This window comes from Pantoea sp. Ft-CA_14, from assembly GCF_024520875.1.
Taxonomy (GTDB): domain Bacteria; phylum Pseudomonadota; class Gammaproteobacteria; order Enterobacterales; family Enterobacteriaceae; genus Pantoea; species Pantoea agglomerans.
The window spans coordinates 1-548 of the sequence record NZ_JALNPM010000031.1; the positions used below are offsets into that span (position 1 = coordinate 1).

Here is a 548-nt window from a genome sequence, read left to right on the forward strand (position 1 = left end):
TGAGACAGGTGCTGCATGGCTGTCGTCAGCTCGTGTTGTGAAATGTTGGGTTAAGTCCCGCAACGAGCGCAACCCTTATCCTTTGTTGCCAGCGATTCGGTCGGGAACTCAAAGGAGACTGCCGGTGATAAACCGGAGGAAGGTGGGGATGACGTCAAGTCATCATGGCCCTTACGAGTAGGGCTACACACGTGCTACAATGGCGCATACAAAGAGAAGCGACCTCGCGAGAGCAAGCGGACCTCACAAAGTGCGTCGTAGTCCGGATCGGAGTCTGCAACTCGACTCCGTGAAGTCGGAATCGCTAGTAATCGTGGATCAGAATGCCACGGTGAATACGTTCCCGGGCCTTGTACACACCGCCCGTCACACCATGGGAGTGGGTTGCAAAAGAAGTAGGTAGCTTAACCTTCGGGAGGGCGCTTACCACTTTGTGATTCATGACTGGGGTGAAGTCGTAACAAGGTAACCGTAGGGGAACCTGCGGTTGGATCACCTCCTTACCTGAAGATACCTTCCCGCGCAGTGTCCACACAGATTGTCTGATA

General features: G+C 54.0%; 1 rRNA gene. It reads left to right on the forward strand.

What is annotated here, in order from left to right:
* Positions 1–503 (forward strand): 16S ribosomal RNA (locus NR195_RS22720); the annotation flags it as partial.
* Positions 504–548 lie beyond the last annotated feature (45 nt).